Source organism: Parasedimentitalea huanghaiensis, assembly GCF_009753675.1.
Lineage (GTDB): Bacteria > Pseudomonadota > Alphaproteobacteria > Rhodobacterales > Rhodobacteraceae > Parasedimentitalea > Parasedimentitalea huanghaiensis.
This window is the reverse complement of record NZ_WQLV01000009.1, coordinates 106,578-123,663: the sequence shown is the minus strand read 5'-3', so window position 1 is coordinate 123,663 and position 17,086 is coordinate 106,578. Positions and strand designations below refer to the sequence as shown.

Here is a 17,086-nt window from a genome sequence, read left to right as displayed (position 1 = left end):
CTCCAATGGCCAAATCCCCAGAAGAAATCGCCACCATGGTCGAGGCCACAGGCGGCAAGAAAGCCAAGCGCAAGGCGCTAAAAAAAGCGCCCGAAAGCACCAAGGAACTGAAGCTGCCAAAAGATGTCCGTGACGGTCTGGAGAAACACTTTGGTGCGAAACTGGCCAAGGTGCGGGTGCACACCGGCGGCAACATCAAGGAACTCTGCAAAGAGCTAAAGGCCAAGGCGTTTACGCAGGGGCACAACGTGTATTTTATGCGTCCCGGAGATGCCAAGAAACCCGAAACACTGGTGCATGAACTGGCACATGTTTTGCAGCAGAGCCGGGGTAAAGTTCCCAAACCAAAAGATGGCGAGGCGCTTATCGCGAAATAGGCGATATAGGGTGTTCTGAGTATGAATGGACTTTCTTGTTTCTGATCTTAGTCTGTCATCATTTCCAGAGACGTTCATTTACAGGATTAGTTGTTTGCCTTTCAGGACCTTTGTTGCACTCGCCCAGCGTTTTTTTACACCATTGACGATTTGCGCAACCCTGACAGGTTGCGGGTCTGTCGACTATGATGCGGCCCCTGTAGGTGAGTTCACCGGATCGCTGTTTGTGATGTGGATCGGTGAAGGGGATGATACCGGTAGCGGCAGGTTTGTCTATGTGCCGGACCAGAACAACCCACTTCGGTTCACCCGAGGGGGTGATCCCGCTGGGGTCAAGGTGATCGAGCCTGAAATCATGTACACCGATGGCGGGTCGATCCCAAAGCAAGCGCAACTGTTCAAAGGGTTCTCTCCCTGGGGATATGCCCCCGCCTATATGGTGCATGACTGGATCTATGTGGCGCGTCATTGTCTGACTGACGGCAAGCCGACAGCTCGCGAGGAAACGATCAAGGATATGACTTTTCAGGACAGCGCCGATTTGACGGCAGAAATGATCAAAACCCTGATCCATTCACAGAAAGTCAGCGAAAATGATGTCGCATCACGGGTTGTTTCCGGCACCGTGGCCGGGCCGGCGTCATACCAGAGATGGGTAATTCGCGGTGCCTGTGACGCAGATCGGGTCAGCGAGGAGCTGCGGCGGGAAGTTGAAAGCGCTCTGTTTGCCCCAAGCGCGTTAGTCGAACTCAGACCAGCTCTCAGTACTTCTGCATCGGCGGGTATAGCGCCCAGCGCTCCGGTTCAAAGAGAGGTCAAGCTGATTACCGTGATAGAGTTCTAACCCTTAACCCAGCCGACAATCTGACCTTCGCGCATCGCACCCGATTTGCGCTTTTTCTCCTTGCCGCGTTCAAATGCGACCATGGTGGGAATGCCTTTGATCCGGTACCGGGCTCCGGTGGACTGGTGATCTTGTGTGTTCATTTTCACCAACCGTGCCTTGCCGCTTAGCTTTTTTGCCGCCTTGCTGAATTCAGGACCCATCATTTTGCAAGGGCCGCACCAAGGGGCCCAAAAATCGACCACCAATGGCAGATCATCGTTTTGTGCCGCTTTTTGTAAAATGGCTGGGTCCACGTCCATGGGCTTGGCGGGCAACAACCAAGTGCCGCAGGTGGCGCATTTTGGGTTGGCGCCTAGCTTGTCGTCGGGCACCCGATTGAGTTGGGCGCAGGATAGGCAAGTCAGTGTCTTGGTCGCCATGACGCGTCCTCCAGATTAATATTCCAAATCCCATATAGGTTTTGTAGCGGCAGGCTCAAGAACTTATCACCTGCATGCTGGGGATCGGAGGATCGGTTGCTGCACGCGGATTTTATTTGACCGAACAAGAAACTGGGGCAATTCTGAAGGAAGAGCCCAAAATCCTAGAGAGGTGCCATGTCCACCAATTGCTTTAGTCGCCGCCAGTTTGTCAACGCTTCTGCTGCAGGTGGTCTTGCTTTATCGCTGCCTAGCCTGGCCCTTGCAAAATCAAAACCTGCTGTGTTTGACCCAACGCCACAGGAAGTCCGGATCAAGAAAGAGTTCGAGCCTGGTCAGTTGCTGATCCTGCCGCGTTCTTTCTATCTCTATTTTGTCACCGACAAGCGTAAGGCACTTCGTTACGGGGTTGGGGTCGGACGGGCCGGGTTGGAGTTTACCGGCTCTGCGATTATCGAGGTCAAAAAAGAATGGCCGACCTGGCGTCCAACTGACGAGATGATCGAACGCGAACCCAGAACCTATTCGCGCTTTGTAGACAACAAATATGTTCAGCCTGGTGGCCCGACAAACCCATTGGGTGCGCGGGCATTGTATTTATTTCAGAACGGCGTCGACACCTACTTCCGTATTCACGGCACCACCCAGCCGGAGACCATTGGGCAATCTGTGTCAAACGGCTGCATTCGTATGCTCAACGAGCATGTGATCGATCTGTACCAACGTGTCCCTGTCGGTACTGTTGTTACCGTTTTGTAGGGTGCTGAGGCGGTGGGTTTTGAGATAACCAACCTATAGAATGAACGCAAAATCACGCCAGTGAAATTTATTTCAGGTGGGTGGAAAGTGGTGTGACCAGCTGAATTTAACCGATTTTCGCTGAAAAGGGCAATTTTCCTTGCACAGTTCCTTCATTGCCGACAACATTAGAACCGCGATGTTACGCTATCGGCTATAGACTGCCCGTTTTCGGCTCAGGCTTCGATTTTGCACTGACTTTGCCGACCTGCCGCATGGTGCGGGCAGACCAGACGATTAGGAGGCATGACGATGGCTAATGGCACCGTCAAATGGTTTAACACAACCAAAGGCTTCGGCTTCATCGCACCCGACGATGGCGGCCGTGACGTATTTGTACATATTTCTGCTGTTGAGCAAGCTGGCCTGACAGGCCTGGCTGACAACCAGAAAGTAACTTATGAACTGCAGCCCGGCCGTGATGGTCGCGAGTCCGCAGTGAATATTGCACTGGCTTAAGCCGGTGCAAAGACGGCCTCTAATGGGGCCGTCTTTTTGTGTGCATGTATTCTGGTTCAGCGGGTCTGTGGCGTTAAGCAAAGCGCTTTGCGCCAACCACGCAGCTGACCACAAACAGAGTAACGGCGACCATCGACGGTGCAATGGCTTCGCCCAATAAAAGTGCCGCGAGCATCAATCCAAAAAACGGTTGCAACAGCTGGAGCTGGCCCACTCCGGCGATCCCACCCAAGGCCAGGCCGCGATACCAGAACACAAATCCCACCAGCATCGAAAAGATCGACACATAGCCCAGGCTGACCCATGCCGCTGGACTGATACCGGACCAGCTGTTGGGCATTGCGACTATTGCGATAGCAGCCATGATCGGCAGAGACAGCACCAAGGCCCAAGAGATCACCTGCCAGCCGCCCATTCTGCGGGACAGGGTGGCGCCTTCGGCATAGCCCAGGCCGCAGACAGTAATTGCCCCGACCATTAACAGATCCCCTTGAACCGAAATTTGGGCATCTTGCGACAGGGCATAAGCAGCAACTGCCAAACCTCCAAACCCAGAGAAAACCCAAAACATAGGCTTGGGCTTTTCACCGCCGCGCAGCACGCCAAATATCGCAGTTGTTAGTGGCAGCAGGCCGATGAAAATGATCGAATGGCCCGCCGTGATGTATTGCAGCGCCATGGCAGTCAGCAGGGGGAACCCAACGACCACTCCGAAGGCGACGATCAGCAAGGGTGGAACATCCATTGCCTTGGGGCGGGATTGTTTCAGCAATGCCAGTAAGACGACCCCGAGTATGGCGGCAATAACCGCCCGTGCTGAAGTTAGAAAAACCGGCTCAAACCCTGTGACGGCGATACGGGTTGCGGGCAAGGAGGCGCTAAAGATAATGACGCCAATCAACCCGCTGCCCCATCCTCGCATTGAGCTGGTTTGTGAAATGGCTTGCATGTGTTTGGTCTCCTGACTTTTGGGAAACCTATGCAACAGCGCGAGACTAATGTAGGAACAGATCAATACAATAAACCCAAACTGTACTGGTATGTTTTCCAGTACAGATGCAGGAGCTTGAAATGAAGCAAGGCTCACGGACCGCATTGGTGGTTGACGCCATTCTTCGCAAAATCAGCAGTCGGGCGCTGCAACCGGGGGAGAAACTGCCGTCGATACGGGGTTTTGCCAGTACCATGCAGGTGTCGCCGTCTACCGTGGTGGAGGCCTATGATCATCTGGCGGCAGAGGGCACAATATTTGCCCGGCGCGGCGCAGGATTTTTTGTGGGGCGCAGCACTCAGCCCTTTGCTGTCAGCGAGGTGGGGCCGCAGTTGGACCGTTCGGTTGATCCGTTCTGGGTCTCACGACAGTCTCTGGATGCGGCGCCTGACGCGCTCAAACCCGGCTGCGGTTGGCTGCCGGCGGATTGGATGCCCAATACGGCAATGCGACAGGCCCTGCGTAACTTGGGGCGCTCTGATGACGCATTGTTATCAGACTATGGCAGCACCCAAGGTGCGCTGAATTTGCGGCGGTTGCTGGCACGGCAATTCATTGACGAAGGTTTGAATGTTGGGCCAGATCAGGTTCTGCTGACGCCCTCTGGGACCCAAGCCATCGACTTGATATGTCGGTTTTTACTACGTCCGGGCGATACCGTGCTGGTGGATGATCCCTGTTATTTCAATTTTCAGGCTCTGCTAAGGGCGCACCGTGTCGAGTTGGTTTGCGTGCCTCTCACCCAATCCGGGCCGGATATTGAGCTGTTTGAGCAGGCGCTGATCCAGCATAAACCCAGTCTCTACATCACCAATTCGGCGCTTCACAATCCAACAGGGGCCACCTTGTCGCCGCAGGTTGCCCACAGGGTTTTAAATCTGGCGACATCCCATGATCTGGTCATCATCGAGGACGACATCTTTGCAGCATTTGAGCCCAGCCCATCGCCTCGATTGGTGACGATGGAAGGCTTGGACCGGGTGATCCGTATTGGCAGCTTTTCCAAAACCCTTTCGGCCTCGGTGCGCTGTGGATACATCACGGCCCGCGCTGACTGGATCGAGGCCCTGACGGATCTGCAGGTTGCCACCAATTTTGGTGGTCCGAGTCCGGTCGCAACGGAACTGATCTACTCGGTGCTCAGCAATGGCAGCTATCGCAAACATATGGAGGCCCTGCGGAACCGTTTAACCAAACACCGTCGCGAGGTGGCGACTCGATTGACCAGCTTGGGGGTTACACCCTGGTTGATGCCCCGGGGTGGGTTCTACCTGTGGTGCAGCCTACCGGAACAGGTGAACGCCGCAGATCTGGCCAAGGCCACGCTGGTCGAAAACATTGTTCTGGCCCCCGGGAATGTCTTTAGTGTGTCGCAATCAATGACATCGTTTATGCGGTTCAACGTAAGCCAGATGTCCGACCCAAAGGTGTTTGAAGTTTTAGAACGTGGGCTTGAGGCGCGATAAGGCGGCTATTACTTTGAAATCCGCTCAACCAACTGTAAGGCCACAGGCCCTAACGCCGCGACATTCAATGCCACCCCTTCGACATTGGGGTGGATGCCGTCGTCTTGCAGGTACTTCTGCGCCGCAACCGGATCACCGGACACTTGGTTCGAGATCCCTGTAAAGGCATCTTTGAACAGCAGGCTGCCAAACTGCGTTGCCAGATCACTATAGATGGCCTCAAACGCGACCTTGTAATCGGGCCCGAAATTGCCCGGCGCCTGCATCCCGATCAGCAGCACATCGACGTTTTGTGCCTGTGCCGCGGTCAAAATAGCGGCCAAGTTGGTCTTGGCATTTTCCGGTTTCATCCCTCGCAGCATGTCATTGCCGCCCAACAAAATGATCAATCCCTGTGGGTTATCGCTTAATGTCCAATCAATGCGCGCTGCGCCACCGGCCGTCGTATCACCCGACACGCCAGCGTTGGTCAGAACAACATCAGCGCCATTTTCCTGTAGCCAAACCTGCAGTTGCGGCACCAACCCCTGATCCGTGGGCAGCCCATATCCATGCACCAGACTGTCGCCAAACGCAGTGATGCGCAGGGGCTCGGCGGCTGCCATGGTTGAAATAAAAAGCAGCACTGCAGTGGTCAGCATCTTGTGCATTTGGCTAGAACCTCCATATCGCAACGATATACCAATTAGGCGCGGCTTCATGACATTACAAACCACTTCCCCAATTCTGTCCTTACAAGACACATCCTTGTCGTTGAATGGCAATACCGGAGTGGTGGAAATCCTGCACCAGATTGACCTTAACGTAACCAAGGGTGAAACGCTGGGTCTGGTTGGTCCCTCCGGGTCCGGCAAGTCATCGTTGTTGATGTTGATGGGCGGATTGGAACAGGCCTCTGGTGGGAAAATTACCGCGCTGGGTCAGGATCTGACCGCGATGGATGAAGATGGGCTGGCGCGGTTCCGGCGGGATCATATGGGGGTGGTGTTCCAGAGCTTTCACTTGATCCCCACAATGACCGCACTGGAAAATGTCGCTACACCGCTGGAGCTAGCAGGCCATGCAGACGCGTTTGAGCGCGCACAGGCGGAACTGGAGGCGGTGGGGCTGGGTGCACGCTCGGGGCATTTCCCGGCGCAGCTGTCTGGCGGAGAACAACAACGGGTGGCACTGGCCCGCGCTGTGGCACCACGGCCCGATATTTTGCTGGCGGATGAGCCCACAGGAAACCTGGACGAGGCCAATGGCAGCGCCATTATGGACCTGCTGTTCGACCTGCGCGATCGCCACGGTGCAACCCTGATCATGGTCACCCATGCCCCCGAACTGGCCGCACGCTGTGATCGCGTGGTGCGTCTGCGAGATGGCCGGATTGAAACAACAGCTGATAAACAGGCCGCAGAATGAAGTCCCTGTCTTTGGCCTGGCGCTTTGCCCGGCGCGAGTTGCGTGGCGGCTTACGTGGCTTTCGCATTTTTCTGGCCTGTCTGGCGCTGGGCGTTGCGGTGATTGCAGCCATTGGCACGGTGCGGGCTTCGATTGAACACGGTTTGTCCAGTCAGGGTGCTGTGCTGTTGGGCGGTGACGCCGAAATGGAGTTCACTTATCGGTTTGCCGATGACGCCACTCGCGCCTGGATGGCGGAACATGCAAGCGCCGTGTCCGAAATCGCTGAGTTCCGTTCTATGGCTGTGGTCGGAGAGGACCGGGTGCTGACCCAAGTCAAATCAGTAGATGATGTCTATCCGCTGACCGGAACGGTGGTTCTGTCGCCAAATATCCCATTGGAACAGGCCTTGGCCGGGGAAGGTGGCGTACCGGGGGCGGTCATGCAGTTGGCCCTATCGGCCCGTCTGGGCCTGCAGGTTGGTGATATTTTCCAGCTTGGCACGCAAGATTTCCGACTGATGGCGGAATTGGTGATCGAACCGGATGCTGCGGCGTCAGGGTTCTCCATTGGGCCACGTACAATTGTGGCGACGCAGGCATTGCAGACATCAGGACTGCTGGCCCCCGGCACCTTGTTTGATACCAAGTATCGCCTTGAGCTGCCTGATGACACCGATCTGGACGCTACGAAACAAGCCGCAATGAGCCAGTTTTCGGACAGTGGGTTACGATGGAGTGATGCGCGTAACGGTGCCCCCGGTATCACCCGGTTTGTTGAACGGTTGGGCTCATTCCTGATCCTTGTTGGTCTGTCTGGATTGGCTGTGGGTGGCGTTGGGGTGTCGGCTGCGGTGCGGGCCTATCTGGCCACCAAAACCGCAACCATCGCCACGCTACGCACCCTTGGGGCAGATCGTTCGACAATCTTCATGACCTATTTCCTGCAAATTGGCGCCCTGGCCCTGTTGGGTATTGCCATTGGTCTGGTCATTGGTGGCTTGGGGCCAGTCCTGTTTGGGCCTCTGATCGCTGCCCAACTGCCATTCCCGGCCGATTTCTCTTTCTACCCATCAGCGCTGGTTGAGGCGGCAATTTACGGCGGGCTGACCGCCTTTATCTTTACCCTGTGGCCTTTGGCGCGTGCTGAACGCATCCGCGCGGCCGAACTGTTTCGGGATGCTTTTGGTGGCCGCAACCACCTGCCTGCGGTGCGTTACCTGTTTGCCACCGCACTGGCGCTTGCGTTGCTGGTTGGGGCTGCGGCCTGGTTTAGCGGATCGCCTGAACTGACGCTTTGGGCGGCGGCTGGGCTGGCCGCTGCACTGGCCGTGTTGTTGTTGGCCGCACTTTTGCTCGGCATCGCGGCGCGGCGCAGCACCCGGTTGACACGGGGTCGACCGGCGTTGCGCTGGGCATTGTCTGCGATTGGCACGGCCCGCGATGGGGCCACACCGGTGGTGTTGTCACTGGGGCTGGGCCTGACGGTCTTGGCTGCGATTGGCCAGATTGACGGCAATATGCGCCGTGCCATCGGGGACAACCTGCCGGACCGGGCGCCATCGTATTTCTTTGTTGATATCCAACGGGATCAGATGCCTGCTTTTGCAGAGCGGATTAATGGTGATCCGGAGGTTTCCAAAATGGAAAGCGCGCCGATGTTGCGCGGTGTTGTCACTCAGATCAATGGCCAACCCGCGCGCGAAGTGGCAAGGGATCACTGGGTGGTGCGCGGCGACCGGGGGATCAGCTATGCGGGCCAAAAGCCCGAGGAAACCAAACTGACAGCTGGCGAATGGTGGCCTGAGGATTATTCCGGTCCACCCCAAATCAGCTTTGCTGCTGAAGAGGCCGAGGAGCTGGGGTTGACGCTGGGGGATACCCTGACGATGAACATTATGGGCCGTGACATCACGGCGACAATTACCAGCCTGCGTGATGTTGATTTTTCCAACGCCGGAATGGGTTTTGTTCTGGTCCTGAATGAACAAGCACTGGCTGCGGCCCCCCACAGCTTTATCGCCACCGTTTATGCCGAGGAACAAGCCGAGGCACTGATCCTGCGTGATCTGGGGCGTGACATGCCCAATGTGACAGGCATCCGGGTGCGGGACGCAATTGAGCGCGTGTCTGAGGTTCTGCGCCAGATTGCCTCTGCCACGGCTTACGGCGCGGCGGCAACGTTATTGACTGGGTTCTTGGTCCTGCTGGGAACCGCTGCCGCAGGCGAGCCAGCGCGTCGCTATGAAGCTGCATTGTTAAAAACGCTTGGTGCCTCGCGTGCACGCATATTGTCCAGTTTTGCGCTCCGTTCCGTTATCTTAGGCGCGGGGGCTGGCGTCGTTGCGCTGTCGGCCGGTATTGCCGGGGCTTGGGCGGTGAACACCTATGTGTTCGAGATCAGCTATCAAGTGATCTGGCCCAATGCGCTGGCCATTGTCAGCGGTGGTGTACTGGCAACCCTGTTGGCCGGGCTGGTGTTCGCCTGGCAACCTCTGGCCGCGCGTCCGGCAGGGCAATTGCGGTCACGGGAATAGAGTCAGAGTGCAGCTGCGGTTTAACGACCGCAGCTGACGGGTTGCAGGATTTTCATCAAGTCGAAGTTGTCACAGACCAGAGATTCAAGGGTAATATCATCCAGCGACGCATAGAAAGCGTGCGCAGCGTCGGTAAGGGCCAGTTTCAAACGACAGGCATTGGTAAGCGGACAGGTATTGTCGTTATCAGCAAAACACTCGACCATTGGCAGGTCGCCCTCGACCTGGCGAAAAACCTCGCCTATGCGGATGTCGGTGGCGGGTTTCTGCAGGCTCATGCCGCCGTTGCGTCCCCGTTGGGTGTGCAGAATGCCCAGTTGGCCAAGCTGATTGATCACCTGCGCCAGATGGTTTTCAGAGATATTGCAGCATTCTGCAATTTCAGATTTGGTCACCAACCGGTCAGTGTTGGTTGCACAATACATCAACAATCGTACTGCAATGTTGGTTCTTTTGGTTATACGCATTTCACTCTTCCAATCACTACTTGTAATTCATTATTGCACAGCCATTCAAAAAGCGGTTTGACATACATCAATAAGACAGATTGACGCTATGTGAGGTCCAACCCTGATGTCCAACCCTTATTTCTTTGGCTATGGAAGCCTGGTGAACCTGGCGACCCACGACTATCACGACCCACAGCCCGCACGGTTGAGAGGCTGGCGTCGCAGTTGGGCACATACCACCCTGCGCGAAGTTGCCTTTCTGACGGCTGTTCCCTGTGCAGAGAGCGAAATCGACGGGTTGATCGCTGCGGTTCCGAATGCGGACTGGGAGGCGCTGGACCAACGCGAATTCGCGTATGATCGGTTGTCGACACAGAACGCAGTCCAGCATGGGATGCAGCAATCCCCTGAAATTTCAGTCTATGCGGTGCCGCCGGCATGTCAGCAAGCGGTTACAGATCAGCACCCAATTCTGTTGAGTTACTTGGATGTCGTGGTGCAGGGCTATGCTCAGGTGTTTGGTGCAGACGGAGTGGCGGAGTTTTTTGCCAGCACGGATGGCTGGACAGCCCCCATTCTGAACGACCGTTCTGCGCCACGTTATCCGCGCCACCAACCCTTAGGTCCTGCTGAATTGCAATTGGTTGATGATCACCTGAACGCCCTGGATGCCCGGATTATCGCTGCAGCATAGCTGCCGAATTTGAAAAAACAGGGGTTACAACTATAATTACGGCAAACCTAATCAGGGCAGGTGGGCCGTAATTGAAATTTTTAAATCAAAATTCTGCTAAGCATGGTAAAGGTGATATATAAACTGAGCCGTGCACATTTTTGAAACTAGGCGCGGCCCAACTTCAATACACAGTGCCCACCTTTGTTACGCGGATATTTCTCCCGAACTATAATAGCTAAGGTTCATACCTCACATAAGAAACTCAACTGGCAAAAATCTTTGGAGCTTTGATTAATGTGTTCAAAAATGAATATTCCCTTCAAAGCATTGAGCGAAGTAAAAACCTGTCCCGTTTGCAATGAAAATTCAGTCGAATACGCGAGCAACTACCCATCTGAAGTTGAACCATTTGCATCAAGTACGATTGAGTATTGTACAGCCTGTGGCCTGGGCTACGTCGTAGATGCCGATGTCTTGCTAGATAACTTTTACAGCGTTCAATATTCCCGGTCCAATCGGGGGGATCGACAAATTGAACCAGAGCAATACTTCTCCCCTGAAATGCGGAGCAAAAGTCCACGCCTTTCCCGTTATTTTGCTCGTGCGAGTCGGCAGCTTTCGGTGCTCGAAAGCCTGAGAAATCCGCTTAAGCATATATTGGATTTTGGCAGTGGACCCGGCTATCTACTTTCGATCTCTCAGGCAAAAACACTTGCCGCGTTTGAACCTGATCTAGATAGCCAAAAGTACCTGTCTTATATTGGTGCTACCCAATATGAGAGCCTGGATGACTTGCCACGTGGGTCGTTTGACGCGATCATATCTTCACATTCGATGGAGCACCTTGTCGCCGAACGACTGGTGGAAACGCTGACTGTTCTGCTTGGCTGTTTGAAGGCAAATGGGCGCTTGTTGATCGAAGTGCCTCAAGGCGGGTTAAGCCATTTGGTTCTGAATTCCCGGCATGATCCGCATACCATTTTTTTTACACAGGAAAGTCTGACCAAGGCAATTCAGGCCGCAGGTGGTGAATTGGTTTTCTCGAAGTGCTTTGCCGAGAAACAGTCTAACAAGCGCCCAGACGCAGTTTATGAGCCCAAGGGGAGCAAGTTCCTCCGGTCTCGGTCAGGATCGGTGACAATTGTCGCCGGCCGTAAGCCGGGGTTTGCAGGTCGGGTTGGAAACAAATTTGACCGGCTCTCACGGGGGTTGTGAAAGGCCATTGGTGTAAACTGTACAGGGTCGCTCATCGCAGCAAAATTGCCGATCCCATCGCCAATATAGGATGCGTGCAATTCCTATCTGCTTTCCATCTACGGCTTCGACTTCCTGGATTGAAATGTAATTTCCCGAAACGGTAATGCGACCGGCACCGGTCCAAAGGTGTCTTCCAGCTTTTTGCTTGCTGCCGTGATGAGGGTTTCAATGTCTACAGAACCGCGGTCATTTACCTCTAACACCGTCGGATTTCCGGTGAGGAAGCCGCGTGCAACGTTTTCATGGTCGAGCACTTTTGCAGCTTCACTGACATGGGCGACCTCAACGTCCTGAAAACCCGCGCCATGGTACAGGCTTTCCACTGCGCTGACATCGAGCAGATTAAAGGGCACCTCAAGAAAGCGCGGTGGGTTGGCGTCAAACGCACTTTTAATGACGCTATCAACAATCCCGACAGCCGGGTTGAACTCAAAGCGATCCCAAATTGTGATGGTCAACTGACCGCCGGGTTTCAGAACACGCGACATTTCGGCTAGACCTGCGGCTTTGTCCGGAAAGAACATTACCCCAAACTGGCAAACCACGGCATCGAATTCATTGTCCGCAAAGGGCAGGGCCAGAGCGTCGGCCTGTTGGTATGTTACCCCCTCAAGTGAGCCATTTCTCTCAGCGGCAAAATCCAGCATGGCCTGGTTCAGGTCTGTTGCGGTGATTTCGGTTCCGCCAAGTGTCTTTTCAGACAGATGACGTGTCGAAATGCCTGTCCCACATGCCACCTCCAGAATTCGAGCGGGACCGTCTAGTCCGCTTGCCACCCGCTTTGCCATGTCAGCAGCCGAGAACTCAAATATCAACGGGCCAAGATAGCGGTCATAATTTGCCGGGATCGTGCCAATAAAGGATGCGCTGGGACTATCAATTTCCATAATACAACTCGCTCTCTTGAAACCATCGCCAACGGGGTCACACCGTTTTATGAGATAGCCAAATGTAAACGTTCCAAATCTTACCCCCGATCAAACAGGTGTCGAACAAATCGAGTCAATGGTTTTATGTCACCCGTCCGTCAATCAGGTGCAACGTTTTGCTCTGTAAAGGGGGTGGTAGACGTGAACGTTTAGACTGGACACTCGCTTCTGCCGCGCATTTAATCTCAAGCTGAATATTTCTCACGCTTAGTAAAGAGAACCCGGACCAGCCAAGCCAATTCAATCACCTAAAGATTTGGAATGTCACAGGATCAATTTGGCCTTGCCCTACGTGTAGCAGCGAGCTTTTTCTTCACCGTTATGGTGGTTTTTGTAAAGCTGACTACAGAAACCGTCCCTTTGGGGCAGATCATCTTTTGGCGCAGTGCTGTCGCTCTGCTGCCGCTGGTGATCTATTTGTACTTGACCGGAGATCTCCCAACCGGATTGCTGACCAAGCGCCCCGGGTCCCATATCCTACGCTGCTTGTTGGGGATGGCGGCCATGGCCACGTCTTTTGCCTCGCTAAAATACCTGCCGGTTGCTGACAGCACGGTGATTGGCTACCTTACTCCGATTGTAATGCTGATCCTTGGGCGCATCATGCTGGGAGAAGAGATCAACCGAACCCGCATCCTGGCCGTTGTCTTTGGCTTTGCCGGTGTGCTGGTGATTACCGTCCCCGCGATCGAGGGCAGCCAAGGCGACGGTTATTTGCTTGGTGTAATGCTGGGATTGATCACTGCAGTGATCACCGCCTTTGCCAAGGTGCAGATCCGTGGCCTGACCAAAACCGAACATCCCGGCGCCATCGCCTTTTACTTTGCCTTGGTTTGCGCAATTGGTGGGCTGTGTTCACTCCCGTTAGGTTGGGCCAGTCCCGACCTTGTCACCTATGGCTATCTTATTGGCGCCGGACTGGCCGGCGGTCTTGCCCATATCTGCATGACGCTTGGGTTGAAACTCGCCGAAACCGCCAAGCTGGCCGGGGTGGAATACCTATCGCTGATTTTTGCCGTGGGTGCGGATCTGGTGGTGTTTCAGATCTGGCCGGGTCTTGCCTTTGTACCGGCCACATGTCTGGTGCTGATCGCGGCCTATCTGGTCAGTTTCCGTGATAAGCCCACAGCAGCCAAATCGCCCAGCTAAGTAACAAAAAAGGCGCCGCAGGGGCGCCTTTTCTATCTTCAAACCGATGTTAAGCCTTAGTCGCTGACCAGCTCGCCCTTCAACGCGCTGTCGATCAGGGCGATGGTCTCGTCGACGCCATACAGGGCGATGAAACCACCAAAGCGTGGGCCTTGGGTTGCACCCAGCAGGACCTCGTAGATGGCCGAAAACCAAGCGCGCAGCGGGTCGAACCCGTGGATCTTGCCAATGGCAAAGACCACCGACTGTAGGAAATCATCGCTGCCAAAATCAACCTCTGGCAACGCATCATCCTTGCCGTCGATCTCATTCTTCTTGGCAATTGCCGCCAATGCTGCTTCGGGCGATTTTAACGCTTCGGCCAGATCGGACAGCGCAGTGCGTTCCTGATCTGTTGGCAGGCGGTAGGTCTTGGCCGGTTTCACGAAGTCATTGAAATAGGCCACCGCAAAGCCTGCGGCTTGATCCAATGTCGGGTTGCTTTCCGGTGTCGCGTCAGGGGCGTACTTGTTGATGAAACCCCACAGGGTTTCCTTGTCCTCGGCATTGGACACGCTGGCGATGTTCAGCAGCATGGCAAATGGCACCACCATATCCGACTGCGGAACGTCGCCGCCGTGGATGTGCCAGACAGGGTTGTTCAACTGCGCTTTGGTATCCTGCCCGTGATAGGCGCGCAGCTGCTGGTGATATTCATCCACTGCCTTGGGGATCACATCAAAGTGCATCCGCTTGGCCGTCTTTGGCTTGAGGTACATGAAGTACGACAGGCTTTCTGAGCTGGCATAGGTCAGCCATTCGTCAATCGAGATGCCATTGCCGGATGTTTTTGAGATCTTCTGCCCGTTGGCATCCAGGAACAGCTCATAGGTGAAATGGTCCGGTGCACGGTGGCCCAGAATGCGACAAATGCTGTCATAGATCGGTGTGTTGGTGCTGTGGTCCTTGCCGTACATTTCAAAATCAACACCCAGCGCGGCCCAGCGAGCACCAAAGTCCGGCTTCCACTGCAGTTTCACATTGCCGCCGGTGACAGGCACAGTCCACTCCTTGCCGTCTTCGTCGTCAAACGTGATGGTGTAGGTCTCGGCGCAGACTTTCTTCATTGGGACATAAAGAACGCGACCACTTTCCGGGTGGATTGGCAGGAAGATGGAATAGGTCTGGCGTCGCTCTTCGCGCAGTGATTTCAGCATCACCGCCATAACCTCGTCATACTTCTCAACCGCGCGCTTCAGCACCTCGTCAAACTGGCCCGAGCCATAGAAATCATTGGCCGAGATAAATTCATACTCGAACCCGAATGTATCCAGGAACCGTCGAAGCATGGCGTTGTTGTGATGGCCAAAGCTTTCGTGGGTGCCAAACGGATCTGGCACCGCGGTCAGCGGCTTTTGCATATGCTCGACCAGCGCATCGGGGTTTGGCACGTTGCCCGGGACTTTGCGCATGCCGTCCAGATCATCCGAGAAACAGACCAACTTGGTTGGGATGTCGGAAATCTCTTCAAACGCGCGTTTGATCATTGTGGTCCGGGCGACTTCGCCAAAGGTTCCAATGTGCGGCAAACCCGATGGGCCATAGCCGGTTTCGAACAGGACAAATCCCTTTTCCGGCGCGCCTTTGGCATAACGTTTGAGCACCTTACGGGCTTCTTCAAACGGCCAGGCTTTGCTCTTCAGAGCAGTTTCGCGCAGATCAGACATAGTGTTCTCCATCGGATGGCCTCAATTGGGCCGCATCGCGTATCCAGCTGCCCCATGCAGCCGACTGGCCCGGTCTATTGTGCTAGTGCAGCATGAGTCAATGAACAGCACAACATTGGCGCTATTTACAGGCCTCTTTTGTGATCCAATCCAGAATTTGCTGCACATCCTGCCCTGCAGCCAGTCCATCCCGCGCTGTCGCGAAATAACCGCGCAGGGAACTCGCGCTGGGCCCGTGTAGGCGCACCAGTGCTCCGGTTTGCAAAAAGGTATCCAGTACCCCACCCCAGGCCAGAAACACGCCTTGGCCAGCTAAGCCCGCATTCACCAACATTGCGTAGGAGCTGAAATCCAAAGATCGCACCCCGCGCGGCATCACCATTCCGGCGGCCTGAAACCAGCTGGGCCAGTCATGCCACTGACTGCGTGCGGCTTCCATCGTCAACAGGGTCACACTGGACAGATCATGCTGTTCGGGCGTCATCCCGCGTCGATCCAAATACAGGGGGCTGGCGACCGGAAAAACCTCAGTGCTGAGCAGGCGTCTTTCCTCTGTGGCTTCCAGGTCGGGTAGGCCAAACCGGATCACAACGTCACCAGGGCGCGCGGCCTCACCATACTCTTGACTTATGATACGAATGGTCAGGTCCGGGAAGCTTTCTTCCAGCTGTCCCAACCGAGGGATCAGCCAGAATGCCACAAACCCAGAGGGCGCGGTGACTGTGACAACACGCGATTGTGCCGCCTGCCGAATTTGCGCAACGGTGTTTTCAATCTGACCAAACCCACTGTGCAGCGCCTGCAGCAGGTCCCTGCCTTGTTGCGTTATCTGGGCAGGTTTATGTGATCGGTCAAACAGCAGGCACCCGAGATCCGCCTCTAACGCCGCAATGCGTCGTGATACGGCGGGTTGGGATACATTCAATTCCTGTGCGGCTGCCGTCAGTGTTCCGTGACGTGCTGCAGCGTAGAAAGCTGTGAGACCTGAGAAGCCTGGAAGTTGTCGCATGTATCATAACCTCAGCGTATGTTGTGATGCAGCTTTACCTTATTGAACTGGCTCCGCCCAGCCCTCTAACTGGCGGCAGGAAGAGGAGACTGCGCTATGACTGAGATTCTGTATGGGTTTGCTGCTGAGATTGGTGAAACGGAGGTGCTGAACCAAGCCAGTAACCTGCCGCATGCGCCTTTGGCGGTGAACGCGGCCCATGTCCCGTTGTCCGGCGGCACTGATCCGACCTATGGCGAAGTGCGCTGGCGCACGCTGATCAATGGCACCGCTGAGACACCGCGTGACATGGTTCTGGGTATTGCAGAATTTGAGGCTGGCGGCCGGTTGCAAGCTCATCGTCATGACCCGGCTGAGTTCTATTTTGGTCTGGAGGGCGCCGGGATTGTCACAATTGATGGAATGCCACATGATATCAGTCCGGGCGTTGCGATTTATATTCCTGGTGGCGCAGAACATGGCACCGTTGCGGGGGGCGAAGGTCTACGCTTTGCCTATGGGTTTCCAAATGGCTGCTTTGAGGACATCGAATACCAATTCTCAGCGCAGGGCTGATTGTCGCCAATATGAAAGGCAGCAGTTGAACCTATCCCGCAGGCTGCCTATCCTATCCTCTGCAAGAGACAGCATA

At 55.0% G+C, this 17,086-nt stretch carries 18 protein-coding genes; 11 read left to right on the top strand and 7 right to left on the bottom strand.

The window, feature by feature from the left end; all coding sequences use genetic code 11:
* Nucleotides 1–5: 5 nt before the first annotated feature.
* Nucleotides 6–377 (top strand): eCIS core domain-containing protein, encoded by a 372-nt coding sequence (locus tag GO984_RS15315; RefSeq protein WP_157023489.1) that lies wholly within the window; start codon nucleotides 6–8, stop codon nucleotides 375–377.
* A gap of 94 nt (nucleotides 378–471) precedes the next feature.
* Nucleotides 472–1,221 (top strand): hypothetical protein, encoded by a 750-nt coding sequence (locus GO984_RS15310; protein ID WP_157023488.1) that lies wholly within the window; start codon nucleotides 472–474, stop codon nucleotides 1,219–1,221.
* On the opposite strand, the gene trxA is transcribed toward GO984_RS15310, so the two are convergent.
* Nucleotides 1,218–1,643, bottom strand: a complete 426-nt coding sequence (gene trxA / locus GO984_RS15305; protein WP_157023487.1) for a thioredoxin — start codon at nucleotides 1,641–1,643, stop codon at nucleotides 1,218–1,220. The genes GO984_RS15310 and trxA overlap by 4 nt on opposite strands.
* 177 nt (nucleotides 1,644–1,820) lie before the next feature.
* Here trxA and GO984_RS15300 point away from each other — a divergent pair, with 177 nt between their 5' ends.
* Together GO984_RS15300 and GO984_RS15295 are read left to right on the top strand one after the other, a co-directional pair.
* Complete coding sequence (locus GO984_RS15300; RefSeq protein WP_157023486.1) at nucleotides 1,821–2,402, top strand: L,D-transpeptidase; 582 nt, start codon at nucleotides 1,821–1,823, stop codon at nucleotides 2,400–2,402.
* A gap of 291 nt (nucleotides 2,403–2,693) precedes the next feature.
* On the top strand, nucleotides 2,694–2,900 hold the full coding sequence (locus GO984_RS15295; RefSeq protein WP_157023485.1) for a cold-shock protein: 207 nt from the start codon (nucleotides 2,694–2,696) through the stop codon (nucleotides 2,898–2,900).
* Between the two features lie 73 nt (nucleotides 2,901–2,973).
* Here GO984_RS15295 and GO984_RS15290 read toward each other — a convergent pair whose 3' ends face one another.
* Complete coding sequence (locus GO984_RS15290; RefSeq protein WP_209279429.1) at nucleotides 2,974–3,849, bottom strand: DMT family transporter; 876 nt, start codon at nucleotides 3,847–3,849, stop codon at nucleotides 2,974–2,976.
* A 122-nt stretch (nucleotides 3,850–3,971) separates the two neighbouring features.
* Between GO984_RS15290 and GO984_RS15285 the strand changes: the two genes are divergently transcribed.
* Nucleotides 3,972–5,357 carry an aminotransferase-like domain-containing protein gene (locus tag GO984_RS15285; RefSeq protein ID WP_157023484.1) on the top strand — a complete coding sequence of 462 codons (1,386 nt, stop codon included), beginning with the start codon at nucleotides 3,972–3,974 and terminating at the stop codon, nucleotides 5,355–5,357.
* Between the two features lie 8 nt (nucleotides 5,358–5,365).
* On the opposite strand, the gene GO984_RS15280 is transcribed toward GO984_RS15285, so the two are convergent.
* Nucleotides 5,366–6,007 (bottom strand): arylesterase, encoded by a 642-nt coding sequence (locus GO984_RS15280; RefSeq protein WP_157023483.1) that lies wholly within the window; start codon nucleotides 6,005–6,007, stop codon nucleotides 5,366–5,368.
* Between the two features lie 49 nt (nucleotides 6,008–6,056).
* Here GO984_RS15280 and GO984_RS15275 point away from each other — a divergent pair, with 49 nt between their 5' ends.
* Both GO984_RS15275 and GO984_RS15270 read left to right on the top strand, forming a co-directional pair.
* Nucleotides 6,057–6,764: an ABC transporter ATP-binding protein gene (locus tag GO984_RS15275; RefSeq protein WP_157023482.1), complete on the top strand. Its 708-nt coding sequence runs from the start codon at nucleotides 6,057–6,059 to the stop codon at nucleotides 6,762–6,764.
* Nucleotides 6,761–9,280 (top strand): ABC transporter permease, encoded by a 2,520-nt coding sequence (locus tag GO984_RS15270; protein WP_157023481.1) that lies wholly within the window; start codon nucleotides 6,761–6,763, stop codon nucleotides 9,278–9,280. Before GO984_RS15275 ends, GO984_RS15270 begins: the two co-directional genes overlap by 4 nt.
* A gap of 20 nt (nucleotides 9,281–9,300) precedes the next feature.
* On the opposite strand, the gene GO984_RS15265 is transcribed toward GO984_RS15270, so the two are convergent.
* Nucleotides 9,301–9,747, bottom strand: coding sequence for an RrF2 family transcriptional regulator (locus GO984_RS15265; protein WP_157023480.1), 447 nt, complete (start codon nucleotides 9,745–9,747; stop codon nucleotides 9,301–9,303).
* Between the two features lie 106 nt (nucleotides 9,748–9,853).
* On the opposite strand from GO984_RS15265, the gene GO984_RS15260 reads away from it, so the two are divergent.
* Nucleotides 9,854–10,423, top strand: coding sequence for a gamma-glutamylcyclotransferase family protein (locus GO984_RS15260; protein WP_157023479.1), 570 nt, complete (start codon nucleotides 9,854–9,856; stop codon nucleotides 10,421–10,423).
* Between the two features lie 543 nt (nucleotides 10,424–10,966).
* Nucleotides 10,967–11,620 (top strand): class I SAM-dependent methyltransferase, encoded by a 654-nt coding sequence (locus GO984_RS15255; RefSeq protein ID WP_167740365.1) that lies wholly within the window; start codon nucleotides 10,967–10,969, stop codon nucleotides 11,618–11,620.
* A gap of 98 nt (nucleotides 11,621–11,718) precedes the next feature.
* On the opposite strand, the gene GO984_RS15250 is transcribed toward GO984_RS15255, so the two are convergent.
* Nucleotides 11,719–12,549 (bottom strand): class I SAM-dependent methyltransferase, encoded by an 831-nt coding sequence (locus GO984_RS15250; protein WP_157023477.1) that lies wholly within the window; start codon nucleotides 12,547–12,549, stop codon nucleotides 11,719–11,721.
* 303 nt (nucleotides 12,550–12,852) lie between these two features.
* Between GO984_RS15250 and GO984_RS15245 the strand changes: the two genes are divergently transcribed.
* Nucleotides 12,853–13,740 (top strand): DMT family transporter, encoded by an 888-nt coding sequence (locus GO984_RS15245; RefSeq protein ID WP_157023476.1) that lies wholly within the window; start codon nucleotides 12,853–12,855, stop codon nucleotides 13,738–13,740.
* Between the two features lie 56 nt (nucleotides 13,741–13,796).
* Here the strand turns inward: GO984_RS15245 and GO984_RS15240 are convergent, their stop codons facing one another.
* Complete coding sequence (locus tag GO984_RS15240; protein WP_157023475.1) at nucleotides 13,797–15,446, bottom strand: lysine--tRNA ligase; 1,650 nt, start codon at nucleotides 15,444–15,446, stop codon at nucleotides 13,797–13,799.
* Nucleotides 15,447–15,567: 121 nt separating this feature from the next.
* A complete protein-coding gene (locus GO984_RS15235; RefSeq protein WP_157023474.1) occupies nucleotides 15,568–16,455 on the bottom strand; it encodes a LysR family transcriptional regulator in 888 nt (295 codons plus the stop codon).
* A gap of 96 nt (nucleotides 16,456–16,551) precedes the next feature.
* On the opposite strand from GO984_RS15235, the gene GO984_RS15230 reads away from it, so the two are divergent.
* On the top strand, nucleotides 16,552–17,010 hold the full coding sequence (locus tag GO984_RS15230) for a cupin domain-containing protein (protein WP_157023473.1): 459 nt from the start codon (nucleotides 16,552–16,554) through the stop codon (nucleotides 17,008–17,010).
* The last annotated feature ends 76 nt before the right edge of the window (nucleotides 17,011–17,086 follow it).